Raw genomic sequence first — 25,713 nt, forward strand, 5'->3', positions numbered from 1 at the left:
CCAGCGCGGACCAGTGTAAATGTCTGGGATGCTCGGAGCCAATGCATATCTTTCAAGTGGCATTCAGAAGACGAACCAACTCCCAATGTAGATGTCGCTCTGGCAATCACCAAAATGAACGCATCGTCCAGGGGCGGCGAGAAGGTCTGTCAATTGCCGTGAAGTCTAGTGCGGCAGCGCTCTCGTCCCCAACAGCTATGTGGCCGTGCCGACAAGCGAACCAGAATCCCTCTTGATACGAGCGGCAGTTTCATGCCCGAAACGGCCGGCAATGTAGTATTGCGTCCACAGGACCCCGTCGAGTCTGGTGTTGCGTATTAGACACTCTAACCGCGCAGCTATGCGCTGGCCGAAGACGCCGAGAAATTCGGCAATGCCGGGTAGATAGAGTCCGCCTTTGTGACGCGCGATAACCTCAAGGCCTGCGGCAGCAAGTTGTGCTTGCACTGTGGTGTCGGTCATTAGGTTAATATGCCCCATTTCCAATACAGTCTCACGATAGACAAGCCTTGCGAGCCAAATGAGCCATTTGGAAAGTGCGACCCGTGCTGTAAGCTCGAGAAAGCTATACCGCTGCGGAGTAGAGAGCACGAGAATTCCCCCAGGTTTCAGAATGCGTGCAATATGCAGAAAGGCTGCGCGAGAGTCTGGAATGTGCTCCACCACTTCGCTGCACAGGACAAGATCGAAGTGCGCTTCTGGCAGTCGTGACGCAGTGATGTCGTCGAGCTCGATGTGGACTGCTGCATCCTCCGCATAACGCGCTTCAATCGGTTCAAGATAAACTCTCTCGCAGTCGACCACGTAAACCTCGAAGAAGACTTCCTTAAGCATGGGTATATAGATGCCTGAGCCAGGCCCGATCTCGACCGCTCTTCCCTTCCGCTGAGCGAATCGGCGAACAGCATCCGTGATCCATGCGCGGCGCGCACCGTGCAGCCATCGGCGAGTGGGGTTACTTGAGCAGTACAAAGTCCACTGTTCGGACACAAGATCAGCGCTAGTTGCCATGCAACACCTTTCGGGATTCTCATGCGCGCTGTCTGCGCTACGCCCCGCGATCGCGCTCGACATGGGTCCTGAAAATAGCAATTTGCACTTCAGTTCAACCTGCAAAGGGAGGTAGCTACCGAATCCAGTAAAGACGTCCCACGATGACGAGCGAAGGGCGCCTATCACCAAAATGCCCTGATGATCTGCTGCCGATTAGCGTTCAGCGCATTCGCTCGCACACCGACCTCACGGAGGCGTACCGAGCAGCGTACGCGGTGGCGGCATTCATCCGAGTGCGCAGGGACTCGATCATTCCCGTGACTGTCTCTACGTTCAGATCAGCCAAGTGCGCCCTTGATCGATCGTCACACTTCCGGGTCGCGCCTCTTCTTCAACACGTCGCGCGTGATTGAGGCTGTTTAAAAACTATGCAATCATGTCCCGGAGTCGAGCCCTGCTGCGCCCACCAAGCATTGAAATCAGTGGTTTAAGCTTGGCGATCGACTTGCAAGGCATGCTTCAAAAAATCTGGGTCAAGTTTCGGTCACAAACTTCGATCGCCGGCAGACCGGAGCGACCGACTACTCAATACTTGCGGAGGCTCAATGCTGGACGACGTTTGGCTGCAACGCCGTGGCCCTTGGAAGCAACACTCTGACGACGCGCGCGACGCGTTCGACGCGGACTATGCGCGGGTCGTCCATTCCGGATCATTCCGACGACTGCAGGGCAAGACCCAGATCCTCAATCTTGGCGATAGCGATTTCTACCGCACCCGGCTGACCCATTCGCTCGAAGTCGCGCAGATCGCCGGAGGGGTGATGCGCCAGCTTCAGAAGGACTATCCCGGGCACGAAGCCGCCCCCTTTCTTCCACCCCTCAGTCTCATCCAGACCGCGGGTTTTTGCCACGACCTCGGCCATCCGCCGTTCGGCCACGGCGGGGAGGCCGCACTGAACTACTGCATGCGCGACGGAGGGGGCTTCGAGGGCAATGGGCAGACGCTCCGGATCCTCGCCAGATTGGAAAACTTCTCGCGGGATCATGGAGCAGACCTGACGCGCCGTACTCTTCTGGCTGTACTCAAATATCCGGTGCCCTTCAAAGCCCTCGTCAATCATGGCATCTTGCCCAAGCTCAAGGCGGGAGCCAACTCGATCCAAATCTTGGATCGTCCTACCTGCAAGCCGCCGAAGTGCTACTTCGGTGCCGAGAATGACGTGGTCGACTGGATCCTTGATCCGCTATCGCCGGAAGACCGCATTGAATTTCAGTCGTTCGATCCGATTCCGGAGAAGCACGGCAAGACGCGGCACAAGTCGTTCGACTGCAGCATCATGGATCTCTCGGACGATATCGCTTACGGAGTGCACGATCTGGAGGACGCCATCACGCTGGGTCTCCTCGACGAGAAGGACTTTCGCGAGCACGTCAGTGAGGCTGGAAGTGCTCCATTTCTCGATGTATTAAAAAAGCGGTATTCCGAGGAATGCGGCAACGACGTCTACGGCCATTTTGTCTCGAAACTTTTTTCGGACGGCAACTGGCGTAAGCGCTTCATCGGACGCTTGGTGTACCATTTTTTGACCAATGTCGAACTGGTGACCTTGAGCCAATTCGCCGAACCTCTGATCCGCTATCGCGCCCAGATCAAGGCTCCACAGCGTACGTTCCTCGACGAACTCCAAAAGCTCATTGAGCAAAAGGTCATCTTCAGCCCCAACGTGCAGCAGCTGGAATTCAAAGGACAGAAGCTTGTCGTTTCGGTTTTCGAAGCGATCCAGTCCGATCCGAAGGCGCTCCTTCCCGCAGATGCCTATGCCCGCTTCGCTGCCGGCGAGGACATACGCGCGATCTGCGACTACGTCGCCGGGATGACGGATGACTTCCTGCTGAAGACGTACGATAGGCTGTTCAGCCCCAGGATGGGCTCAGTGTTCGATAGACTATGATCCCGCGACCGCGCTTGGGCGCAGGCAACGACGATGGATGCTGAACGCAAGCAAACGGCTAAGCTTCTGAAGTGCCTCAGGCACAATCTCGAAGACAAGGACGCTACCGCTTTTCGCGTCGGTATCGATCGCGAATGCTCGGACGAACTGCTGACCTCCTGCCGAGAACAGAAGCTGGTGCTTCATGTGCCGGTCGGCATGAAGCAGATCTTCGACGAAGTGATGTCCGAAGCCGCCTCGCGCCATCTGCCGCAGCCCGAAGCTGGCTTCTTCCGCGCGTATCTCGAATTCGCCGGCGAGTGGCAAAGAGCACATAGCCTCGCGGCCGAAGAGTTGTCTCGGACCCTTCGCGGGCTTTCGACCATGAATTTGTCGCAGCTCCTCGCCGCCAGCGGCCAAGTCTTGAGGCGCTACCTGGACCGACTGCCACGAGTCACCGCGCAGCCGGAACGATCGGTTGCGGAATACGAGCGCCGCGTCGGCAATTCGAACGGGCTCGCGAATGACGTCTTCTTCGCGGTGATTCGCGCCTTAAATGAGGCGTCCAAGAAAGTTCTCGACCTTGGCGCTCCGCCACTCCTAGACGGACCGTGGAGACGCAACGTCAGAGCGTTGGAAAAGGCGAGCTCCGTCGCGTCAAAAATCAATGCGCTTGAATGGCTCTTCGATTCCGTCAGCTACGGCGATTTCACTGTCACTCGATTATCCGGCCGCGGCCCGATCAGGTTTCAATTTGACTACGCGGACCTCAGACTTCACCTTCTTCGCACGCTCGCAATCCGCCGCGACATGATACTGAACCTGAACGGAGCTCGGGCGCCGCGTTTCGTGCGCGAGCGACTCAGAGAAGGGGAGAACCACTTTCTCGCCGACGCTCTCGAATACTACCGCGAAACACTTAATCTTGGCGATCTGGAAATCGAATTCGAGGCGCTGAAGCGGCATAGCGCTGCATACCTCGTGCTTCTCAACGCTGAGGACGATCTGCTTTACGCGGCAAATGGACCTGACTTGAGCGCTGCGACCTATTACACGACCGCAATGGTTATGCGGTGGTACTCGATGGCTTCCGAGTTCGTGCAACGAGGTCAACAGGCAAAGTCGGAACGCGCGGGAGCGATGACGCGCGTCCCTCTGTATCGTCTTCAGGAAGAACTCGAACGCGGCGGTGGAAAGAGTGTCGACGAGGTCATCGACGATCTCACTTGTGTGCTTCCTGCCAGAAGCCACGTTGACATAGCACGACGTCCCTTCATCCGGGAAGCGCCGGGCCTCGCATGCTACGTGCCTGGCGGCGACTACGGCACGTGGAACACGACGGTGAGGGAAGCGCTGATCGGCGGCGGCCGCCGCGGCGCCGGCTACGGAAAAATCTGGGAAGAATTCTATGTCCGGAGCTTCGCGGAGACCCACTGGAAGGTCGTCGGGCGCGGAGTACGTCTGCGTCGAGACCACAGCGTTGTCACGGACGTCGACATCCTTCTGCAAAAGAACGATCTGCTTCTCGTCATTCAGGTGAAGGCGCTGATCGGATCGGGAATGACGGTCTATGATCATTGGCGAAATCGACAGACCATCGTCTGGGGATGCCGCCAGGCCCGCCTGGCGGCCGATTTCATTCTCGAGAACAGGCGTTGGCTGACTTCGGTGCTGGGGCGGCGTGCGGCCGACGAAGTCGCGATCGTGCAGCCCCTGGTGTTGACGACCGTCGATACGTTCGAAGGATGGAGCTGGGAAGGAGTTCCGGTGATCGGAGAGGGCGGCCGCAAGGCGATCACCGAGCGGGCCAAAGTTCGGTACACCTCGCCGCAAGATCACGAGGTTCTACACACGCGTCATGTCATTCGGGATGTCGATCTGACGACCGAAAAGATACTCTGGGCCATCCAGAACCCGCTGGTTGCTGGCGCCGGAGAGCTTGGACGTACGGCATCACGAAACGCGCCTGAGCGGGCTTTTCGTTGCGTTGCCGGAATTCGAAGACCGCTCCGATCTCGAAAGGTTTCCAACGATATCCGACAATTCCGGCGACGGCAGGCCGCAGCTCTAGTTGCCCCAACCAGCAAGCCAGGAGGATCGCCCCGACCGTTCCGAGGATGATTGCTGTAGCCTTAGCGGAAGGCCGGCAAAACCTGTAGCATAGGGTTTGACCCACGAGTCGCCTCTTCATGCCAATAGCCTCGCCATTTAATGCGGGACCTGCACTGTCCGATCCGCCCCGTGGCGATCCTTCGACGCAGGCCGTCGCCTCCCTCAAGGGCTACATCTACCAGCTCTATGCGAGCGCACTCGCGTGGTTGGCTCTTGGGCCCGACGAAACACTCTACTTGAAGGTCGAAGGACTATTCGGTGGTGGCCGGTAACGCCATCAATGCCGTCGAGGTGAAGGATACCTCGTCGACGAAAGCCAAGATCAATTCGCAAGGTGTCGTGAACGCGTTGGATGCTTTTATCGATCTCGTCGAACGCAATCCCGGTCGGGTCGTGCGGCTCAGGTTTCTCTCGACGTCACAAATCGCACCCGCGCGGAATGCGGACCAGCGACCGTATGGAGAGCCAGCGCTCGATTATTAGAGGCGAGCGGCGAAGGGAGGCGAGTTTGCGCCGCTCCGGCGCGCTGTCCTGCGAGCAAAGATAGGATCGCAACCGATCGGAGGGATGGGATCGACAGCGAGCAGTCATCAAGTCGATTCCGTTGATCGGGAGGTGCGCTGGCTCGGGCACCCGAACGCCGTCGACGGAAGGTCGGGCCCTGATCCATGCAGGCTACCCGTCGACCTGGACGTGACGCGCTGCTGATCAACTAACCGACAGAAGCCCGCGAGTTTTCGAGCACGGGCTTCGCAACCTAGTGATCTCCCTAGTCCAAAATCGGTCTTGCCTCGGACATCGTCCAGAGTGTTTCAAGTCCGGAGATATGCATGCCGCTAAACGAGCAAGGCCGAAAATTGATCGCCCGCGTCGCGATTGCGTTGGTTGTGCTCGCTTTCGTCGGGGTCTGCGGCTACTTCGGCTATCAGTGGACGACGCCAGTTGCGCCGGATAAATCGGTCGCGCAGCAGTGGAACGAGGCCATCGGTCGTCTGGGAATCGAGCCGGTCTACCCACCCGAAGAGGACATCGCAGTAGGCGACGTCTTCGTCATCTGACCAAGGACGAATTGGGAGATGTCGAGAAGGAGCCGCTCGCGGGACGCTCGCTCAAGCTTTGGCACATCGACATGACCGCCAAACTCGAGAAGGCGTATGCCGACGTCTACCGCTTCCCCGAAACGCCCGAGCCGCCATCGGAAGGAAAGGCCTGGAAACTCGCCCAAGCCAACGGGCCAATCTTCCGGCCCGCTTCGCCGCGCACCGACCTGCCTCTGGTCGTCTTTCCGGGATTCACGCTCGCGACTACCCGCGGCGTGGACGGAAGCGCTTTCCTCGGGGAATTGCTGAAGGGAACGGTCGCCGGTTCGGCCAAATCGGAATCGACCATGGAGGTGAAATTGGCCGCGGCGGAAACCTACGGAGTGCCAGCTATTGTCTCCGAAGCGCTGCTGGAGGAATTCTGCACCGACGCCTATTCGAAGATCTTTTGCACCGACGAGAACGCGCGCAAGCAGATGTCGATCGTCATCGGAAGCAAGATCCACGACAAAGTCGAGGATACCAAGACGGGGAAGTCGGTGCCAAGGTTTTCCCTCGAGATAGGTCTGATCACCCGCGTGTTCCTCGCGAGGTCGATCCACACAGTGATACGGTACACTGGCAGTGCGTCGGCAGCGGGCTCGACCAAAGACGCCTCCGCCGCGCCATCCGGTCCGGCGGCTGCCCCCTCGGATTCGGGGAAGCCCGCGGACCATCGCCCCGGGCCGGCGGCCGACGGGCCCAATCCAACTGGTCCTCCAGGAGTAGTAAGTTCGCTGCAGTTTGGAAACTCGTCGGTGGTATCGACGATAGAAACCCTCCAGCGGCCGGTGGCGTTCGGGTTTCGCTCAGTACGTTGGACGTTCGGAGGGGCGCAATGACCAGAATCGCGATGCTTCTTTTGCTTTTCGCCTTTATCGTGCCAGTCGTGCATGCGCAGGGCGACGCACCTTCGGGGCAACAATCCGGTGACTGCCATCTGGACGATGACGTCTGCCGCATTCTCGCGAAACCGTCGCCGAAGCCAGATCCGAACGGCGGCAAGCCCGACAACGGAGGCATAGGGTCCGGCATCGGAACGGGCGGCACGGGTACCAACGCTATAACAAAGGATCTTAAAAACCTTCAGATTGAACGACCTGCCGGGGCCGATCGCCAATAGCGCAATCGATCCATGACCGGGATTCCGCTAGTCCGGGTAGTTGGATACGAACGATGAGTCCAGTTACTATAGTCACATTTCCAGATAGCCAAGTCCGCTCGAACCCGCTTTGATTGTCCCCTCGTCGCGGGTAACCCGGCTGGATGTGTTTCAATTTGGAGAATGCGTGCCTCGCCCACTCGACATCGTGAACCAGGTTGCCAAGTACAAGGCCGATATGCACGCCTTCTTTCTCGACGTGGACAGTTGGAAGGCGTTCAAGACCCGACATACTCTCGTGTGGCAGAGGATGCGCTTCGAAGCAGGGAGTCTGACGTCGATTCCGGAGGAAAGAGGAATCTATGCCTTCACCCTCGAGTTGTCTCCGACGAAGCTGCCCGCACACGGTTACATCATGTACATCGGAATCACCGGCGATACCTCCGCTTCGAACCTGCGCAAGCGGTTCGCGCAATACTTGCGCGAGATGAAGGACAGCAAGGGGCGTCCGCGGGTGGTCCACATGCTCAAGAAGTGGGGAAGCGATCTGTTCTTCAATTTCGTGCCGCTACCTGCGGCGAACGTCAGTCTGACCAAGCTGGAAAAGGCAATGTTGGACGCGATCATTCCGCCGATAAACGTTCGAGACATGAGCGCCGATATAACCGCGGCGAGAAAGGCGGCGTTCTGATGTCTATGAAACCTCTGGTTCTTCCGGCATTGAGGGGCGCGTTCGGCGACTGGATTTACTACTCATGCGTCATGGAGCTGTCCGAAGTGGCGTCAAGGGTCAACTACGCGCAGGAAATACATCCGGACGAAGCTCTCTCGCAGCTCATACAGCGAAGCCTGGAGGGTACTCGCGCCAGACATATCGCAAGCTATCTCTCCTCGAATCCCGAAAGATTCTTCAATTCATTGGTGCTTGCGACATACGGTGGAAATCCGGATTGGCTCGAACTAGGAAACTTCAGGTCCACGAAGAAGCCGGAATTACTCGACGAAATCAGGGAACGTGCCGGCGATGCGGTCGGTTTTTTGGCGTTGTCAGGTAAAGAGAAGATCTTCGCGATCGATGGGCAACATCGCCTTGCGGGCATCAAGCAGGCGCTCAAAGATGGTGTCGGCGTCTCAAGCGATCAGGTGCCGGTGATCCTGGTCGGTCATAAGAAGACGGTGGAGGGATTAAGACGAACACGTCGACTATTCACCACTTTGAACAAGACGGCCGTGCCCGTGGCGAAGAAGGATATCATCGCACTCGACGAGGACGACGTGATGGCGATCACCTGCCGCCGCCTCGTAGAGACGAACCCGTCCTTCAAAAGTCCCAAGATCGCGGTCATTTCCAGCCAATCGATTCCGGCGGGAAATAGGGAATGTCTGACGACGATCGCGAACCTCTACGATATTCTCAAGCTCATCTTTTCGACCGAAGGCGGCAGGCGCACGGATCGTCATCTCAGGTTCAACCGGCCATCGGACGAAAGACTCGATGAGTATTATGCGCTGGCGACGGACTACTTCGATGCCCTGGGAGACACCTTCAAGCCGGTAGCCGACCTGATGTCGGCGACTCAACCGTCGAGGGTCACTCCTAAACATCGGACCGATAGTGGCGGTCATATCCTGTTCCGTCCCATCGGCCTCGATACCGTCACTCGCGCCGCGATCGCGCTGGCGCGCACGAGAGAAATTTCGCTGGTCCGTGCCGTGAAACTTCTCAAGCGATTGCCAACCCAACTCGACGAGCCGCCATATGCCGGTGTCATCTGGGACGTCGAACGCGGCCGGATCATCGGAAGGGGCAAGGCTCTCGCCAGAGACCTGGTGCTCCACATGGTAGGCGTGACCGAAGACGAAGACAAACTGCTCCAGCGCTATCAAGAAGCTCTCATGGAGGACAATGATGTAGACGAGCTCGAATTGCCCGCCCGTGTCGTGACGTGACCGTTCAACGCCGGCGTCGCGTCGATAACCCAAGAAAATGTCGTGGTTTCCGGGGTGGACGCCGCGCAGTCACATCGTTGCACGCGGAACCTTTCGCAAATTCGAACTCCACTATTTCGCTCGCACTTCTCCGGCGGCTTCCCTTCTATATTTGTCCGCTATGGCACGCTGCTGCGCATAATGGTCCTGTAAATATCCGCCGGGGCGTATTGCCACGATCTTGAAAACGACATCGAGTTGCTCGGCCATTTGACGGGCGATCGTCTTGAGCTTCCGTTCGTCCTCCTCGTCCAGTAGCCCCTTGAGGACGATCTCCTCCCAGGAAAACGCGAGTTTCCTCATCGATTCCTCAGACGCCGCCACGGCTCTCCGCTCCTCCGCGGTCAGCCGGTTCTGGAGGTCCTCTATGGACACACTGGCGGTCTCGTATGGCGAGACAAACTCCACTGCGGTGCCATCGTTCGAGAGCCGATGAAACACGGACGTGGGTTGACGTCGCGCTCCGACGTTTCCTTGGTCGAAGTCCCTTACGAGTTCGACCGCTCGAGGTTGTTCCGGATCGCGAGAATTGCCCGTCGAAGCTCCGCATCGGCTTTCGGCGGCTTGCCGGCGCTTAAAAGAAGAATGAGGCGAGCCGTGATGTCGTCCAGCTCGGTCGGAAGCTCCCTGAATGCTACATTGTCAAGGAGAGCTGGATCCGCCCAAGCTTGTCCCTTCAGGCCGCAGAGCATCGCCAGCTCGATGTCGTGCGGCATGAGCCGGGCCGACACATCCGACCAAACGCGCGAAAGGCGTCCTCCACGTCCTTGTCCCGCTCGCCGCCCTCGCGGCGTCGTGCGATGTAAAGGCGAGTCTCGAGAAGTGCATCCTGCAACGCGACTATGGCGTCGCGCCACGGCGCAATACTCGCTATCTTGGCAGAGAGGCCCTTCATCGCTTCGTCAACGCGCAGCGAAGACCCGTCTTCGATCGGATGAAGATGCTGTGGCCAGGCGTCGAAATGTTGGGAAACGAAGCGGGACACGACGCGGTATTGTATTTCGTCCCGGCCTTGCGGCTTCGCGATTGTCCAGTGATCGGTGAGGGGAATGGTCACGGGATACGGGAAATACCGACCTCCCGAACGCGGCTCGACGATCCGTCTGAAGACCCCGAACCACCGCAGCATCGGGATGGGCATGCCCTCCAGCAACTCCCTTCCGCGAATGTCCAGACGCGGGACGAGAGCCTGGAAATCGCCGTCTAGGCCGGAAAGCCAAGTATTGAGGGTCGAATCCGACAGATCGAACGCCTGGGAGTGCCCGGCTGCCCAGAGCAGGAGCCTCAGCCTTGTCGCGAGCCAAGAGCCTTGCGACGGGGACGCCACGAGGACCAGCCCTATTCGCGTTCCTGCTTCGCGCAAACGCGCTTCGTTCGCGACGAGGAACCTCCGGAAGACGATGCCGCCCATGCTGTGGCCGATCAGAACGAGGTTGGGAATCTCCCACCGTCCTTCGAGATCGAATAGCTCGCGCAGCATGTCGGCGGCCTCGCCGATGCTGTAGGAGCCCGATCCCACACTTGTGAAGTAGGTGTAGGAGTAGACGCCCACGCCCTGGAGAGTGGGATCCCCAGCAAGAAGTTCCGGCCACGGGGGCAAACCCCAAGCGGATTCGCCGTCGGACAGCACACCATGCGCGAATACGACGCAAGCGCCGTTCGCGGGCTTCTGGACGCAATTGAGTCCCAAGCGGCGAGAAGTCACGGTCGATCGCTCCACAGTCATAGCAGCACACGTAGCCGACCTCGTGCGAACCCTAGCGCGCAGGCGAGGCGTGCGATCCTAGGTATGTCCCTAGCTCGGTGCGCGGCTCGTTCGACGGTACGGGTGCCACCGACTTTGCGACCGAGCATCCGCCTAGGGTACTTCCTAGGACGCTCGACCTGCTTGGCGTGAGATGCTGCGTCCGATGATGGGAGGACAAGTCATGCGCTCTCCAAGCCGGATACATTGCGTCGTCTTAGCCATTGTGGTCTTGCTGTCTGCGAGCAGAGCGTGTGCGGACTGCCCGAGCGAGCCGACCTGGTTGCCCAACACCCCCGCGCCGACCTACGACAAACCGCCACCGCATCCTGAGCCGGATTGCGGATTCTATAAGCCGGCGTGGCAAACTTTCCTGTTCGCTACGCAGCCCGACACCGACGGACGAGCGGCGTTTCTCTCCTATCCGACGATTTCCGACGTGTTCGGCCGGAAATTTGCCGTCAAGTTCGCGCCACAGCGCGGCAAGATGCTCTCGCTTGCGCCTCGTTCTCTCAAGGGGTCGAACGATCCTACGACCGATCCTGCGGGAAAGGCGGCGGTCGTGAATGCTGGCGCCCGCCAGGCCGGTCTGAACGGACTGCTCGTGGACCAGAGGGGCAATCCGATCTTCTACGCCATCCACATGAATCAAACCTTCGCGGACTTCGTCGGTCGCAATGGGCTGACCACGAAGGCTGCGTTGCAGGCCGCGGATGCCAATCTGCCCTTGGAAAAGGGGGTGCTCGAGCTGAAGTCCGCCTGGCAGATCGTACCCGCCGGTAGTTCGCGCGACGGCTTCATCACGACGCAGGCCTTGGTGCCCGTGTTGAAGCAGGTCGGCTCGTCCATCGACGTCGACGAAAGCGCACCCCCCCGGGAAGTGACAGTCGCGCTTTTGGCGATCCACGTCGTCTTCGCTCTGGAAGGGCATCCCGAAATGATTTGGGCGACCTTCGAGCACGTAGACGAGGCCGGGGTAGGCGACCTCGCGCCAGCCGGACCGTTTCCCGACGGCTCGAAGAACAATGCGCCCGTAAACCCGAACAACTTTATTCTGTACAAAGGTGGCACCTCAACGCCCCCGGCCAATCAATTGCCGGCCGATGCGGATCTCGTGGCGGCCTTCGATTCCGTCGCCCAAAGCTTCACGAAGGGCGCCACCTTCCAGACGTCAATCTTCCGTCTCTTCCCGACCTCCAAACAGCAGAACGTGCCCGAGGACGACGACGTCGTGAGCCTCAACGGCCACATGCGGGATGATTTCGCCAAACGCGGCCCCGACAAACGCAGTCGCTATCGGCTGGTCGGGGCGATCTGGCTCGATCATCCCGAGACTACGTTCCTCCTCGGCAAACCTCTCGCAAATCCCCCCGGAGTCGGGCCCGATTCGGATGGCGCGATCGTCGTCGGCGAAGACGGGCTGTCGAGCATGGCGATGGAATCGTTCACGCAGGATACGTTCGTGAACTGCTTCAGTTGTCATGATGCTCGAAGGGTCACCGACACGCAGGGGAACGTGCTTATGACGGCGAAGAAGCTCAACGTGAGCCACATATTCTCGAGATTCGTCAGCGATACGCCATAATGGGAGGAGAGCAATGGGATTTCAACGGGTGAAGGACATCCTCGATCAGGGTATGTCCGTATGGGAGAAGCAGAACGGCTCGGCGGCCGACCTTTCCAATCACGGGCCGACGTTCTCCTGGGCGACCAAGGCAGAGTTGTTGGCTGCGATCGGCCACAACAAACGGCTGATCCAGCCGGAATTGATCGGCAGCAGCGGCGACAAGACAAATCTCGTCATCGATCTGCGCACCGGCATCAGCAGTCCAGCGCTGCGGATGCCGAAGGGCGGTCCGTTCATCCCGGATGATCAAGTCCAGGAGATCGTCGACTGGATCAACCAGGGATGTCCCGACTGACAGCGACGATTTCCGCGCCGACGACAAGCCGTTCGATTCTCGAAGAGCGCTCGAGAATATCGCGGACAAAAGCGAGATTACACCGCAAAGCACGCGCTTGGCCGATGCGCTTGACCGACAACCCATGCAAGCCGAAGCCGACCTGGGGACGCTCCTAGGGCAACGACCGTCGGCCGTGTGTCAGATTGCAGACGTTTTTCGATAGAGGGAGTTCGGCAGTGGCGCGGCTTGATGGAGGCCCTTGGCAGCGGATCGAATGGAAGGCGCCGGAGAGCCATCTCTCCAGCTCTCGGGAGTTCTCCGGTCGGGCGGATGTGATGCCGGCGCCGCTGCGCGAGCTGGTGAAGGCGTTCGGCGTTCCTCACGTGCCCGGGACGACGCCGCCGGAAGAGGCACTGGTGTATCTACGTGCCGGCTCCGAGATCGAGCACGCTCTGCTCGTGGAATATCTCTACGCCGCCTGGTCCCTCGGCTCCAATCCCATCGCGACCGCCATCGTGGATATCGCCATCCAGGAGATGTGCCATTTCATCACGGTGCAGAATCTGATGCTGTTTCTGGGGTCGATGCCTTCGATAGCCCGCCAGGACCAGGATCCCGCGCCGACTCTCGATCCGTTTCCGTTCACGCTGAGGCCCTTCTCGTTCTCCGTGCTCGAGGATTTCCTCCTGACCGAAATGCCCAGCCAGGACCTGATGACCGCCGACCAGCGGGCCATCATGGATCCCATCATCGCCCGAGCGCGGCAGCAGGGCAGAACGGTGCATCCGGTCGGCCTGATCTACGCGAAATTATACTGGCTGCTTCAGGAGAACGATTTTCCGACCGAGGAATGGTCCGCGATCGCGTCGGCGGGTTTCGATCCCGGTCGGCACATGGTCGCGTTTCCCGGAAGTGGAACTGCGACGACCTATCAGGTGGATCCCGTCGCGGAACGCAAATGGAGTAGCGGACACGACCGGGGCGGAGTCTTCGCGAGCGTCGGCTCTCGCGACGCCGCGCTCCATACGATCTTCGAGATCGCTTCCCAAGGCGAGGGCGTGGCCTTTGGCAACCAGCTCTCCCATTTCGAGCAGTTCATCCAGATCTACAAGAGCACGGACTTCGGATCGTTGCCGGCCAGCAACTGGCCGACGAACCCCTTCGTCTCAGCGCAACCTTCGCAGGATCCGACGCGAGAAGCGAACAGGATCACCAACCCCGCCGCCGCGGCGCTCGCCCGTCTGCTCGATCTTCGATATCAGATCGCCCTGACCGCCATCCGCGCCTCTCTATCGCGAGATCGTACCAAAGCCTCGGACATGGCGACCCGAACGAAATACGTCGGTTGGGCGTTCGACGAGATGCTGGGGTTCTTGAAGGGATTGGCCCTGGGATTGGCGAACGTACCTTGCAAGGCCGGGGGCGGCGGCCCGTCGGCCGCGCCGACGTTCGGAATAGCGGGTTTCGTGCTGCCCAACGACGCGGCCGGCCTCGACGCGGTTCTCGAGCAATTGCACGTGTCGGCCGCCGCCGCGATGAAAGATGCGCTCGCCGCCGGCGTGGAAGCGTCGATGCAGGACCTGATCGACACGATGCGTCAGAACGACGAAGACCGGTTTCCAGCAAGAACGTCCTGAGGAGGTCGCATGCCCACCGAATATCGGATCTATCCCGGAATCGGAATCGCCAGGCTCGGAAACAGTCCCGACGACTTTTTCCTCGCCCCCGAAATCCCGAACGTGGGACCGATCGAACTGGATCCACAGGACGCGGTCGTCCCCGTGAAGCGATACAAGGATGCCAATCACAAGCTTCGGAGACAGGCGGCACGATTCCGCCTTTACGCCGTCGATATCGCTCAGGACGGCGGCGAGACCTTCACGGAAGTTGTGGAAGGAGAGGGCATTCAGATCGAATGGCGCGTCAATCTGGCGAACGAAAAGGCCGCCGCCGGTTGGTTCACCAGCGAAACCCTGCCCGAAGATGCGCATCGCTTGCGCAATCCCGACGCCAACCAGGTCGATCTCGTCATCCGGCCGGCCTTCGCCCCCATCGTCGGCGCGAACAAGACCGTGAGAGCAAGCATCGAAGGCAAGTTCAAGGGGACGCCGGTCTATCTCGGCGAGCTCAGGACAGATCATAAGGGGCGTCTCCTGGTCCTGGGGGGACGCGGAATTTCCGCAAGCGTTCCTCCCGGGCAGCCGCTCGGCGACCGTTCTCAGGCGCCCGGTCACCCGCTCAACGACTTCGCGAACAACTGGGGATGGTACGACGACGTCTCGGATGGGCCGATCAGCGCGACGATTCGGATCGACGGCCAGCCCGACCGCGTAGTCGCGAAGCATGCCTGGGTGATCGTCGCACCGCCTGATTTCGCCCCGTATACGGGCGGCATCACCACTCTTTACGACGTCGCGGCACAGGCGGCGAACCTGGCGCCTCCAGCCAGGCCGTCCTTCCAAAAGGACGTGCTGCCGATCATCGCGGCCGCGAGCGGTCTACAGCGGGTGTCGAAGCTCGGCATCTGGAGTAGGGTCTCTACGGACTATGCGACGCTCTCGAGATCCGGAACGCCGGCGGCGGACAAGCTCCGCAAGGATACCCAGTCCTTGCTCTTGGGAATACAGGGGAGCGTGCTTGCCAACTATCTGTTGACCGCCAACCAGAAGAAGGTGCTTGAAGCCTGGGCAAACGGCAACTTCGATTCCGACTACCAGCCGGCGCCTGCGCAAGAAGCGCTTACGCCTGCCGGGCTCGATCGGGCGTCCCTATCGCAGGGAGTTGGCGGAGGATTTTTTCCCGGCATCGAGGCCGGCATCCGGATGACTTCGCCGGATATGTATTCCTCGCCCTTCCGGATCACCGATAAGCCCTTCATTTACGCCGGCGTCCAGCAAACACCGAGGGCAGGTTTCATCACCCGTACCATGGCATGTCCATGGCAATCCGACTTCTTCGAATGCGAGATGCAGAGCGTTACATCCGCGTGGTGGCCTTCTCAGCGGCCGATCGACGTATTCGTCGACAACGCCGCGGGACGCAAGGAATGGAGCGAGTCGATTCCGGATCATCAAGCACTGGTGGACAAGTTCTGGATGCTTGGTCTCGTCGAGAAGCCGCGGGTCGGAGATGCTCCTCTCAACGAGCGCGAACGCGATCCATCCATTCCCCGCGCCTGAACGAACGTGATCCCGTCGGGCGATTTCGACGTGATCGTCGTCGGTGCAGGCGTGTGCGGCAGCGCTGCCGCCGCCAAGCTATGCACATCCGGCTTTCGTGTGCTGCTTCTCGAGAGGTCGGAGTGGACGGCACGACGCTTCGGCGAATACCTGTCGTCGTCCGCATGTTCGGTCGTCGACAGATCGGGATTGCTCGATCCTTGTTGGCGGAGCGAGCATCTAGAGTCGAACGAGTTCATTTCGGCATGGGGCGGACCGCCCAGCGAGCGAAACTCGATCCTCGACGTACGCGGAAGCTCCATCGTCCTCGATCGCGCTCGCTTCGATCTGTCCTTCGCACGCGCAGCTCGGGGAGCCGGCGCCGTTCTGCGGGACCGGGTGCGGCTCGTCTCGATCCGGCGGCCGAGCGGATCATGGGAAATCGCGTTCGACGAAGACGGTCGGTCGCACTCGGCGAGCGCTTCCTTTCTGATCCTGTGCGGCGGCAGGAACGGGCCGCGCATCGACTGCCTACCAGTGCAGCGTCGACGGTTCGACAAGCTCGTCTGCCTCGGTATGAGGTTGACCAGCTATACAGGCGACGCGCGACCCGCGGTGGAGACCTACGAGAACGGATGGGCTTACTCGGTGGGGGTGCCGGGCGGAGAGTTGATGATCAACCTGTTCACCGAATCCGAGCGCGGGTCGTCTCTTCGCCCATCCAAATCCGCCGAGTTCTTCCTTGGTGAAATCTCGCAATGCGGGATAGCCGCGTCTCGCGTCCTCAGCGGCAACGCCGACGGCATTGCCGAAATGTTCAGCGCCGACGCTTCTTCCTTCCGCGCCCGCCCTGCCGTGGGCCCAGGCTGGTGCCTTGCCGGCGACTGTGCTCAAAGCACGGACCCGCTTTCATCGAGCGGTATCATGCATGCCCTGGAACATGCGGAGTACCTCGCCGGCGAACTCGAGCGATGCAGGTTCTTGGCGGGCGCAGTGCTCGGGCAATACGGAAAGCACCTCGACGCGAAGTACGAGGCATACCTTTCGGAGCGGTTCTCGGTGTACGCCGCCGAGCGACGGCGAAGCGGCACGTTCTGGAGGCGCAGGGGCGACAATTCTTTCTAGATGGGCGCCGCTCCGGCGCACGGCCGAAGCGTCGGCGCCCCGCGTCGGAGTGGGACGTTTCTCGAAACGACCCGCGTTTCGATCGGCCCACGCGCCGGACAATTCGTCAGGAACAAGGGCTGGAGCCGCGACTCGGTCGGAGGAGGGCGGCCATGCGGTGCAGTTACGGCCGGTCGCTTTGGCGGAGTCGAGGCCCTTGTCGGCTCTTTCCAACAACCGTCGTGCCGCCGCCGACCAGATTTTTATTGACGATGAAGAGCGCGACGATTGGCGCGCCGCCGCCGAAACTCGACGTCCAATTTGCAGCGCGAACCGAGTACGTGTCGGCGCCCGATGTCCTTAGGCCTGGCTGTCAGCCCTCGATGACAATTTTTCGATCGCCGCGTCCAGCGTCGCTTGGCTTACCTTCAAAATCATATCCCGCACGGGGCGGCCGTCTCGTTCGACCGCAGGTTCGGCCGAGCGGTGCGATGACGCGGCGGTCAAATTGTTGTCGATCAGCCTCGTAATCAACGCTCCGGCGGGCTCCTTGATATCCTCGGTCGACACGAACCTTACATTGTCGCGGACGAACCCGGCGATGGTAGGACCGGGATCGTCGACCTTCATAAGCACGATCCGACACGCAGCGGGATCTCTCGAGGACGGAATCGAGACGTCGCTGAGCAGAAGTCCCCAACGCAATTGCGTATATCGGTCGCTGCTTGTCGGCACGAAACGGAAGTTCATGATCCGCAGTCGCTCGGGCGAGGAATTCGACGCCCCGATCAGCCAAAGGATGTCGCCAATACCAGTGGCCACTCCTTCGAATTTGGATAACCGAGAGCCTTCCTGGAGATAGTAGTGCTCGAACCGTACTTCCGTCTTTCGGCGATAGAGGCGGAGAACTTCCTGGGCGTAGGGCTTCACCTCCGCCTCAGAGAGGCGCACGCGATAGGTCCGATAGACGCCCTGCAATTGCGCAATATTTGCGTGAACGAAATCAAGTTCGGGGCCGCCCAGGTCGATGACTATACGTCCCTTGGAGGAAGCATAGATTTTCTCGGAAACCTTTTCCGTCGGCTGGATCGCGATCATGTCGCGCAGGAAAGCCGAAACTTGATTGTAGACCTTCTTGCGATTGCGGGTGAGAGCGGTGTAATCCACGGCTTCGTCGAAATAGTCGTGCAAGAATTGAAAGGCCGGCTGGCGGGTGGGAGCGCTGTTCTTTTCGAACCAGTATCGGATTGTCTGAGACGAAATTGGAGGCGGATCGAGCCTCTCCAGGCGGCCGAAAAGCTCTTGGCGAAACTCTTTGCCCTGTTGTTCGAGAGAAAGTCCGAAACGCACAAAACATAACTTATTCAACAAGTTGTCTTTGCGAATGGGCCCCTTTTCCATAAAATACTACCACAAATCCGTGAAGTCGCGCGTAAGTTATTAACTTATCGCTAACTTGGACGTGATTCTCTGTCAATAATTTACTACTTATGGGAGTACGGGGGACGAGGTTAGTCAGATGAAGATATCGGGTCGCATCGTGTCTTGGGAAGATTTCCAGGAAATCGGCACCTCCTCCGGGAGGGCAAATCCGGATTTGGCTCATCGTCCACCACCCGTTGCGCCGAGCAGCAGGCCGACACCTTCCGGAGGACCTTCCGAACGGCCCCCGCATTCTGATCAGGCAAGATCCGACCAATCCTGAAGCGGTAAGCAGTCTTGGAAGTTCTATATTAGCGCCGAAGTTGCAACCTTAGATAGTTTTAGCTTATTTCTTATACCGGCGCTCCGTTTTATTTTATGCGAGAGTTCTTAAATGACCTTCCCCGAACCCGGGCCTGCGCCCGTTGCCGGTTCGCCGCCGCATCGCTTTCGTAATGGCCTAGAGCTGTTCTGGATCGTAGTGGCGGCCATAACGCTCGGCCTTCTAATAGAGCGAGGTATTCTCTCGTTCAGCCGTCAGGCAGCCCATGACAAATGGGGGGCTTGGGTCGTTCTGTTCTACCTCGTCGCGTTGTTCGTGCTGTTCCTGTCAGAGGGCGTCAGCCATAGCGTGACGCAATTGCACAAGGCCGATCGCGAGGGGCTGCAAGCCGCCATTGCCAGATATCCGAACTTATTGGACAAGCAGCGGAAAAGCCTTCCGGGTTTCCTCGAAACGGTCTTTGCGAACTTCGATGGCTTTCTGATCGGCCGCCAAATCATAAGCCTGAGTGCAGTAGCCTTGCTCGCCGTTGCGATCGAAAAGTCGCCAGAGACACGCGATGATGCAGTTCGCGCGAATACGATCGCGTTCTTTCGATATCTTGCCGGACTTTTCCCGGCAGTACCGGAGCCCGTCGGCGCATTGTCGCATCAGATCGCGCACCTGTCGGAGCAGTTCTTCGGCGATTTCGTCGCGGCGTTTCTCTTGTCCGCCTTATTCCCATGTTGGTTGGCCCAGATACTCCCCGGACTTCTCGCATCGCGAGGAAGCGTCCGCTTCTTCAGCATCCCGGGTAGCAAATTGTGCGCTCGGGCGGCAATCGCTATCGGCCGTTCCGGAGCCGGCCTGCCCGGCGAGTTGGCCTACAAGGTGATGGCCTCGCCCGCTGGCTTCGACCGCGAAGAGCACATCGGGGCCGGTGACGCATCCATGTTCCTGCATCAGTCCGCGGGGTACGGAGAGGCAATCAGCTCCCGAATAATCGCGATGACGATCCGCAAGGACGCGTTGGTGTTGCAGGACGTCATGACGATCGACGTAATGGGCACGCCGTCGAGTAAGATTGACCAAACGCTTCGGATCGCGATGACGCATTGCGTCGTGGGCGACATCGAAGTCGAAAACGCGAGATTGGACTACCCCACGGGAACAAAAGGCAACGTTTCAACCAAAGCGGCCGTGGTGTCGATCGCGGACAAGAAAAGCCCGGCTGAAGTCATGGCTCAGGAGCTGATCATCTTCGCGAAAGTCGCACTCGAGGACGCGATACCGCGAGGCGATGCAGTAGCCGAAGCGGTTCGCATCGAATTCAACTACAAAACTAAACCCCTTTCCCTGGATCCCGAAGTCAGCGACTTAATATGTTTTGATGTCACGAAACCCACCAAGGCACTCGAGATTCGTCTTTCCCACGACCCCGATCTCTTTTGTGAAGCGCCCACGCTAACGGTGGGGGGTATCGAAGAGGTCTTATTGCGTCGCTGGGATGCCGAAGAGGTAGAAGGAGTGCATTTCTCGAACCTCGACCCTTCGCTGGGCAGGATCATGACGATCAAATATCCTCGCCTTGGTGCCCGCTATGCGCTTAAGCTGAACATGATGCCGGCCCAACCGTAGTATCTGGTTCGATTCCAAGGCCGCTTCGCGATGCAGATTCTCTGCGAGTGCGACGGAGAAAAGCTAGCCTTCTGCACCGAGCGAAGGCGTGCCATCCGCCTTGCCTGCTCCGGGGCTTAGGTTACCACCAATCATTGTTCCATCAGGGCCAGACGTCGCCCTGAAATGTCTTGCGCGCCGCAAGCCCCGTCCTTCAGGGCTGGATCGAGGCGCGCGCCCAATGCAGCGCTTAGGCAGTTTGTAATTGTCGAATTGCGCGTGAATGCGCCCAACGTACCTAGGGTGGTTCCTAGGACACTTCTGCCTTAACAGCGTGACATATAGAGGCGGGGCAATTCGAGGCGGTCGGGCGCTTGCCGGGCTGCGATATGTTGCTCGTTCTCGACTACGGAACGTTGAGTGAAGTCATTTCATTCCAAGACGTGCACGCTCGGAGGTCGCATGCGTTTCGCATTGTTCGCAGTCTCGCTCTTGATCTCGATGGACCTTTTCGTCGTCGTTCGAGCCGAGGGATTGGCGCCCGAAAGCCGACAGGAATTTCAGCGGATCTACGGTTCTTCTCCCGGCGCCCTGACGTCGCCGGCCTTGCCGCAGCCCGGTCAGGCGGCCCAGCGAAGCGGTGTTCAGACGCAAAGCGCCGCAGAGCTCAAGCGCGTGTTCGGCCAGAACGTTCTTTCAGGATCGGTCGCTCTACAGACGCTTTCGACGCCTCAAACCATCAACTCGGCCGACCTGTGTGGTGTCGTCGATAGTTCAGACAAGCGCAAGTACGTCATCCTTTGGCACTTGATCTCGCTGGATCTGACTGCGCTCGATCATCGCGCCCTCATCGGAAACAGCCCCAACACATACCATCAGCAATTCGGGCCCGCGCGCGCTTCCCGAGCCCTTGCTCTCATCCATCAAGCGATATTCGAAGCGGCGAACGCGTTCGATCGCAAGTTCGTCTCCACGCTGTCCGGTTGGGATAGCGGTCCGACCAGCAACGCATCGCAGGACGCAGCCATCGTGGAGGCGGCCTATCAGATCAGCGCCTGGCTTTATCCCGGGTTGAACGATCAGCCTGCGGACGCCGCAGATCCTTCGAACACAAAGGGACAGTTCAGCCTCGCTGCGTACTACGTGTGCTCGATGAAGTCGATTTCGGACGACAATCAACGTAAGGCTGGCATCGACATCGGCCGGTCGGTCGCCGGCAAGATCATGAGCGAACGGTCTCACGACGGCGCAGAGCGCCAGGAGCCGATCTGGAACAGAGAGTTCGTTCCGCGGCGTCCACCCGGCGGAGCCGACTACGCCTTCCTGCAATGGCAGGTCGATCCGGTCTCGTCGCTGCAGACGGCACTTGGCGCCTCCTGGGGCGAAGTGAGACCTTTCGTTCTGACGTCGGGCTTCCAATTTCGGATCGCAGAGAAGGATGCACCCGCGGGTGTCGTCGCCCAGTTGAACGGCGCCTACGGCAAGCTGCCGTCCTACGCGGCTGTGAACAAGGACGCCCGCGAGACGCGGCTGGATCCCGCCGGCAAGATCACCCAACCGCCGGCGGGAGGCGATGGGCTTCTCATCGCGCAGTTCTGGGCATACGACGGCACGGCCAACCTTTGCGCGCCGGCGCGGCTCTACAATCAGATCGCCGGAGCCGCCTTGCGGCAGATCGAAATGAACCCGAGCGACGGCTACGGCGTGATCGATATCGCCTCGGTAACCGACGTGGCTCGTTTCTATGCCATGATCAACATCGCGATGGCCGATGCCGCCATTGCGGCATGGGACTCGAAATTCCATTTTCAGTTTCCTCGACCCGTGACCTACATTCGGGCCCTCGACGAACTCGACGCCGCGAAGATGGGCAAAACCGTTGCCGCGAAATGGTTTCCTGTAGGCGCGCAAATCACCAACTCGGACCAACCGTTCAATATCACGCCGCCATTTCCGTCCTATCCGTCCGGGCATGCCGTCTTCGGAGGAGCGCTCTTCGGCGAGCTTCGCCAATTCGTGAAGCCGACCGCAAAGTTCAAGTTCAAATCCGACGAGTTCAACGGAAGGAACAAGGACGTGTTCAACTACGTGAGATGCTCGCCCGACGACAAGCTGACCGATCCGAAGGTCTGCAATGATCGAGATTTGATGCTCGATTGCGCGGAACGCGAGAACGCCGATAGTCGAGTGTTCATGGGCGTCCATTGGGTCTTCGATGCCGACGACGGGATCGTCATGGGTAACAAGGTGGCGAGCCATGTCTATCGCCACGTCATGAGACCGCTCGACGCGCAAGGTCAGCCCGTCGATCCGCCCCTCAAGACGTTCTCGGTCACGCCAGCGAACAAGGAGCGCAAGGATCTCCTATGCCCCGGCATAGCAAATCTTCCGGCGGGCTGGGACGACGTGGATGCGACCAAGGGATTCGGTAAGCTTAAGATCGAGATCGTGCAATAGCCCACCATCGGACGATGGAGGAACGTGCTCCAGTCGAGCGGGGGGCGATCCGCTCGACTGCACGGGGAGTACCGGGGTTGCGGACCCCGCGATCGGGAGCCGTTGTTCTGGTGCGGAATTCGCAGCGTATTCTTGGGGGGCCCACATGTATCGAGCGCTGATGCTTTCGTGCGGCTTGATTCTCATGTCGGCGACGCTCGCCTCGGCCGACGACATACTTTGCCCGACGCAGAAGGAGCCCTCCTGCCAGGATATTCTACCGGCGCAGCCCGAGAGATGCGATCGAAATTTCTGCAACGTCGCAAAAAGCAGTTCCGGCGGCAGGACGGCTTGTCTCTGGTCCTGCGCGGCCCATTTCGAAGGGCTTACCGTGAACGGTGTGCCGGTCCAATCGCTCTTCGACGCGCTGACGAAGTCGCCGAAACAATGACGATGGCAGTCATGAAGCTGCGCAAATGGATCTGGCTCGCAGCGGGAGTGCCGGCGCTCACGCTCGGAGGCTGCGGCACGTACGTTCCCCAGATGCAGGAAGCATGGGAGACCACCCGTACGCCGGTCCTGACGGCAGGAGGCGATCTAGAGTACAAGATCCGGGAGAAAATCTACTGCGATATCGTCCAGGCGGTACACGATAACGACATTCTGCTACCATCGCGATGGGGCGTGCAGACTACTGTAGATCTGCAGGTGGACGAAACTGGTGCGCTGAACCCTGGTGTTTCGTTTATCGAACCGCTTTCCGAAAGCCAGTCCCGCTCATTGGGTCTGGGAGCCACCCTCTCGTCTCAAGGCACTCGGGAGGACAAGTTCAGTACCTATTGGAATCTCGACAAGCTGAGGAGATTTTCGGGCGGGACCTGCGCCGCAGACAGACCGTCCTTTCATGGTTCCTCGTTACTTCTGGAAAGCGAGCTGGGAATTTCGTCTTGGTTGCGTGACCGGCTCCAGACCGAGCGCGCGCTGCCGTCGTCGCAAATACCGAGCGACGCTGGCGACACGTTCAAGCAGGACGTCATGTCGTACCACATAAAATTCGTGGTCATCTCGTCCGGCACCGTGAACCCAGCCTGGAAGCTCGTCCGCATCTCGGTGGGCGACGGTTCGACGCTTCTTACGGCCAACCGCACGCGAACCCACGATCTTCTCGTATTCGCGCGCATCCGGGACCGCGAACGGCGCAGCAAGGTCATCGAACTCCTCAAGATGATGACCGTGGATCCGTCCGGCACGAAGTCGAAGACGCGAAAAGCGGCGCTCGCAAAACCTCCTGATTGCCCGACCGGCGCCCGCGACCGTGCGCTTCCGGACCTTCCGAAGTCGCGCTGGCGCTCCAGCCGAGAGAGATATTCGTAGAAGGCAACGACACACTCATTTACACGACCGTATTCAATTTTTTGACCGCTTGCGAAGACGTCTTCTGGAAGGACGCAAAAGGCGGCTCGTACATAATCAAGACTGTGGGAGTACAGGCACTCTTCGATATTCTGCGCAAACTCGCACCGGCTGCGCTTGAGAAGAAGCGCATCAGCGTCGACTTCTTCACGAAGAGCTTGGACGCCGCAAGAACGATCGATTTTTCCGCCGACGAGTATAAGAACGCATCGGGGTCGGGGCGCTCTTACATCCGGAAAGCGATCGAGGAGGCGATCAACTTGCAGCCCTGATCGAACCGCTTGGCCCGCTTCGGTAGCCCTGAAGATTCCTGATCTCGGCAATCATATGCTCGAGGGCGCATTCGAGCTGATTGGCCGAAGTGAAGCGGCCCGGCGCGACTCTGAAGGCGGCGCGCGCCCGCGGCGTTTCTCCGAACATCGCCTTGAGCACGTGAGAGGTCGTGACTTTGTCCGTAGCGCAGGCGCTGGAGGCCGATATGCTTACGCGGTCGCGAAGGCGGCGCATGAGCGCCAACGGCTCGATGCCCTCGACCGAAAACGACATGTTGTTCGGAAGGCGCATCTCGGGATGCCCGTTGAGCTTGGCGGTCGGCACTTCCTTCAGGAATCTGACGATGAAACCTCTGCACATTCCGAGAAGCCGCGCGGAGTCCCGTGCGGCGTTCGTCCGTCCTCGCGCCAGCGCTTCGCCCATGCCGACGATGCCTGCGGTGTTCAGTGTCCCGGGTCGGATCGAGCGTTCCTGTCCCCCGCCCAGGATCAGCGGCTTGATCTTCACGCGCGGCTTGCGCGATCGCACGTACAGGGCACCGACGCCCTTCGGTCCGTAGGCCTTGTGAGACGACAAGCTCGCCATGTGTATGCCGAGCTTCTCGACGTCAAAGGGGCGATAGGCGGATGTCTGCGCCAGATCCGAGTGCAGTAACACGCCCTTTTCCGAGCAGATTGCGCCGATCCGCTCCAACGGCTGCAGGGTGCCCACCTCGTTGTTGGCGGCCATCACCGAGACCAGAGCTGTCTCGTCCGTAATCGCCGCCTCGAGTTCGGCCGGATCGACCATGCCGAACTCGTCGACCGGCAGATAGGTCACCCGCCAACCCTCCGATTCCAGCGCGCGGGCCGGTTCAAGGACGGCGGGATGCTCGACGCAAGTGGTGATCAAGTGCCGTTTGTCGGGATTAGCCCTGGCGAACCCGAGAATCGCGATGTTGTCCGCTTCGGTGCAGCTTCCCGTGAAGACGATCTCGTTGGGGCGAGCGCCTATGCTTTCGGCCGTCTGCTCGCGCGCGAGCTCCACGGCGCTCGCGGCGAGGTGCCCGTCTTCATGTTCGACGCTCGAAGGATTGCCGTAGAATGTCCTGAAAAACGGCTCCATAGCCGCGAGCACCGCCGGATCGATCGGGGTCGTCGCATTGTGGTCGAGGTAGACGCGTTCCGACATATGA

23 protein-coding genes are annotated in these 25,713 nt (G+C 59.6%); 17 read left to right on the forward strand and 6 right to left on the reverse strand.

Annotation, left to right across the window (positions count from 1 at the left end):
• Positions 1-195 precede the first annotated feature (195 nt).
• Positions 196-1,074: a class I SAM-dependent methyltransferase gene (locus tag RAD15_RS24280; protein ID WP_458180716.1), complete on the reverse strand. Its 879-nt coding sequence runs from the start codon at positions 1,072-1,074 to the stop codon at positions 196-198.
• 524 nt (positions 1,075-1,598) lie between these two features.
• Here RAD15_RS24280 and RAD15_RS24285 point away from each other — a divergent pair.
• The 8 genes from RAD15_RS24285 (at position 1,599) to RAD15_RS24320 (ending at position 9,167) form a co-directional block, all read left to right on the forward strand.
• The gene (locus RAD15_RS24285) at positions 1,599-2,945 is read left to right on the forward strand and encodes an anti-phage deoxyguanosine triphosphatase (RefSeq protein ID WP_458180717.1); all 1,347 of its coding nucleotides are present in this window, start codon (positions 1,599-1,601) and stop codon (positions 2,943-2,945) included.
• Between the two features lie 33 nt (positions 2,946-2,978).
• Positions 2,979-5,045, forward strand: coding sequence for a hypothetical protein (locus RAD15_RS24290; protein ID WP_458180718.1), 2,067 nt, complete (start codon positions 2,979-2,981; stop codon positions 5,043-5,045).
• A gap of 249 nt (positions 5,046-5,294) precedes the next feature.
• Positions 5,295-5,519: a hypothetical protein gene (locus RAD15_RS24295; RefSeq protein WP_458180719.1), complete on the forward strand. Its 225-nt coding sequence runs from the start codon at positions 5,295-5,297 to the stop codon at positions 5,517-5,519.
• A gap of 347 nt (positions 5,520-5,866) precedes the next feature.
• Positions 5,867-6,094, forward strand: coding sequence for a hypothetical protein (locus RAD15_RS24300; RefSeq protein WP_458180720.1), 228 nt, complete (start codon positions 5,867-5,869; stop codon positions 6,092-6,094).
• Positions 6,095-6,165: 71 nt separating this feature from the next.
• Positions 6,166-6,957, forward strand: a complete 792-nt coding sequence (locus RAD15_RS24305) for a hypothetical protein (protein WP_458180721.1) — start codon at positions 6,166-6,168, stop codon at positions 6,955-6,957.
• Positions 6,954-7,238 (forward strand): hypothetical protein, encoded by a 285-nt coding sequence (locus RAD15_RS24310; RefSeq protein ID WP_458180722.1) that lies wholly within the window; start codon positions 6,954-6,956, stop codon positions 7,236-7,238. The genes RAD15_RS24305 and RAD15_RS24310 overlap by 4 nt, the downstream gene beginning before the upstream one ends.
• Positions 7,239-7,404: 166 nt before the next feature.
• Positions 7,405-7,908, forward strand: coding sequence for a GIY-YIG nuclease family protein (locus tag RAD15_RS24315; RefSeq protein WP_458180723.1), 504 nt, complete (start codon positions 7,405-7,407; stop codon positions 7,906-7,908).
• Positions 7,908-9,167 (forward strand): DGQHR domain-containing protein, encoded by a 1,260-nt coding sequence (locus RAD15_RS24320; RefSeq protein ID WP_458180724.1) that lies wholly within the window; start codon positions 7,908-7,910, stop codon positions 9,165-9,167. The genes RAD15_RS24315 and RAD15_RS24320 overlap by 1 nt, the downstream gene beginning before the upstream one ends.
• A 111-nt stretch (positions 9,168-9,278) precedes the next feature.
• On the opposite strand, the gene RAD15_RS24325 is transcribed toward RAD15_RS24320, so the two are convergent.
• The 3 genes from RAD15_RS24325 to RAD15_RS24335 all read right to left on the reverse strand — a co-directional run bounded on the left by RAD15_RS24325 (position 9,279) and on the right by RAD15_RS24335 (position 10,911).
• The gene (locus RAD15_RS24325; RefSeq protein ID WP_458180725.1) at positions 9,279-9,614 is read right to left on the reverse strand and encodes a hypothetical protein; all 336 of its coding nucleotides are present in this window, start codon (positions 9,612-9,614) and stop codon (positions 9,279-9,281) included.
• Positions 9,615-9,694: 80 nt separating this feature from the next.
• A complete protein-coding gene (locus tag RAD15_RS24330; protein WP_458180726.1) occupies positions 9,695-9,922 on the reverse strand; it encodes a hypothetical protein in 228 nt (75 codons plus the stop codon).
• Complete coding sequence (locus RAD15_RS24335; RefSeq protein WP_458180727.1) at positions 9,883-10,911, reverse strand: esterase/lipase family protein; 1,029 nt, start codon at positions 10,909-10,911, stop codon at positions 9,883-9,885. Before RAD15_RS24335 ends, RAD15_RS24330 begins: the two co-directional genes overlap by 40 nt.
• A gap of 322 nt (positions 10,912-11,233) precedes the next feature.
• Between RAD15_RS24335 and RAD15_RS24340 the strand changes: the two genes are divergently transcribed.
• The 5 genes from RAD15_RS24340 to RAD15_RS24360 all read left to right on the forward strand — a co-directional run bounded on the left by RAD15_RS24340 (position 11,234) and on the right by RAD15_RS24360 (position 17,137).
• Positions 11,234-12,535 carry a hypothetical protein gene (locus tag RAD15_RS24340; RefSeq protein ID WP_458180729.1) on the forward strand — a complete coding sequence of 434 codons (1,302 nt, stop codon included), beginning with the start codon at positions 11,234-11,236 and terminating at the stop codon, positions 12,533-12,535.
• Between the two features lie 28 nt (positions 12,536-12,563).
• Positions 12,564-12,872 (forward strand): hypothetical protein, encoded by a 309-nt coding sequence (locus tag RAD15_RS24345; protein WP_458180730.1) that lies wholly within the window; start codon positions 12,564-12,566, stop codon positions 12,870-12,872.
• Positions 12,873-13,090: 218 nt separating this feature from the next.
• Positions 13,091-14,491, forward strand: coding sequence for a ferritin-like domain-containing protein (locus tag RAD15_RS24350; RefSeq protein ID WP_458180731.1), 1,401 nt, complete (start codon positions 13,091-13,093; stop codon positions 14,489-14,491).
• Positions 14,492-14,500: 9 nt separating this feature from the next.
• The gene (locus tag RAD15_RS24355; protein ID WP_458180732.1) at positions 14,501-16,033 is read left to right on the forward strand and encodes a LodA/GoxA family CTQ-dependent oxidase; all 1,533 of its coding nucleotides are present in this window, start codon (positions 14,501-14,503) and stop codon (positions 16,031-16,033) included.
• Positions 16,034-16,039: 6 nt separating this feature from the next.
• Positions 16,040-17,137: an NAD(P)/FAD-dependent oxidoreductase gene (locus RAD15_RS24360; protein WP_458180733.1), complete on the forward strand. Its 1,098-nt coding sequence runs from the start codon at positions 16,040-16,042 to the stop codon at positions 17,135-17,137.
• A gap of 339 nt (positions 17,138-17,476) precedes the next feature.
• Here the strand turns inward: RAD15_RS24360 and RAD15_RS24365 are convergent, their stop codons facing one another.
• Positions 17,477-18,517: a hypothetical protein gene (locus RAD15_RS24365; protein ID WP_458180734.1), complete on the reverse strand. Its 1,041-nt coding sequence runs from the start codon at positions 18,515-18,517 to the stop codon at positions 17,477-17,479.
• Positions 18,518-18,932: 415 nt separating this feature from the next.
• Here RAD15_RS24365 and RAD15_RS24370 point away from each other — a divergent pair, with 415 nt between their 5' ends.
• The 4 genes from RAD15_RS24370 (at position 18,933) to RAD15_RS24385 (ending at position 24,227) form a co-directional block, all read left to right on the forward strand.
• Positions 18,933-20,438, forward strand: coding sequence for a hypothetical protein (locus tag RAD15_RS24370; RefSeq protein WP_458180735.1), 1,506 nt, complete (start codon positions 18,933-18,935; stop codon positions 20,436-20,438).
• A gap of 441 nt (positions 20,439-20,879) precedes the next feature.
• Positions 20,880-22,874 carry a hypothetical protein gene (locus tag RAD15_RS24375; RefSeq protein WP_458180736.1) on the forward strand — a complete coding sequence of 665 codons (1,995 nt, stop codon included), beginning with the start codon at positions 20,880-20,882 and terminating at the stop codon, positions 22,872-22,874.
• Between the two features lie 145 nt (positions 22,875-23,019).
• Positions 23,020-23,304, forward strand: coding sequence for a hypothetical protein (locus RAD15_RS24380; RefSeq protein WP_458180737.1), 285 nt, complete (start codon positions 23,020-23,022; stop codon positions 23,302-23,304).
• A gap of 11 nt (positions 23,305-23,315) precedes the next feature.
• Entirely contained in the window at positions 23,316-24,227 is a 912-nt protein-coding gene (locus tag RAD15_RS24385) for a hypothetical protein (RefSeq protein WP_458180738.1), read from the forward strand.
• A gap of 294 nt (positions 24,228-24,521) precedes the next feature.
• Here the strand turns inward: RAD15_RS24385 and RAD15_RS24390 are convergent, their stop codons facing one another.
• Positions 24,522-25,709 carry a cysteine desulfurase family protein gene (locus tag RAD15_RS24390; RefSeq protein WP_458180739.1) on the reverse strand — a complete coding sequence of 396 codons (1,188 nt, stop codon included), beginning with the start codon at positions 25,707-25,709 and terminating at the stop codon, positions 24,522-24,524.
• Positions 25,710-25,713 lie beyond the last annotated feature (4 nt).

Source organism: Bradyrhizobium sp. 14AA, from assembly GCF_054185205.1.